Consider the following 336-nt stretch of genomic DNA (forward strand, 5'->3'; position numbering starts at 1 on the left):
ATCAGCGGCACCAACGCGCACGTGATCCTGGAGCAGGCCCCGGCGGCGGCAGAGCCGGCCCGTACTGATGCGGCGGCACCCGCCCCATGGGTGCTCTCTGCCCGCACCCCCGAGGCGCTGCGGGCCCAGGCGGCCCGCCTGCTGGACCGGCTCACCGGCACCGGGTTCGCCCCGCTGGACGTGGCGTACTCGCTGGCCACCGCACGGGCGTCCTTCGAGCACCGCGCGGCTGTGGCGGGGGAGAGCGGGAAGGAACTGTTGGCCGCGCTGGCGGCGGTGGCCGAGGGGCGGGGTGCGAGCTGGGCTCGGGCTGGCGGGGGGGCGGCGTTCCTGTTT

The 336-nt window shown here is 76.8% G+C and carries 1 protein-coding gene; it reads left to right on the forward strand.

All coding sequences use genetic code 11. The features are described from left to right. A partial coding sequence (locus C7C46_RS32465; RefSeq protein WP_281278604.1) for a CurL C-terminal domain-containing protein occupies positions 1-336 on the forward strand: 336 nt, incomplete at both ends.

Origin of the sequence: Streptomyces tateyamensis, assembly GCF_003205575.1 — a bacterium.
In the GTDB taxonomy this organism is placed as follows: Bacteria; Actinomycetota; Actinomycetes; order Streptomycetales; family Streptomycetaceae; genus Kitasatospora; species Kitasatospora tateyamensis.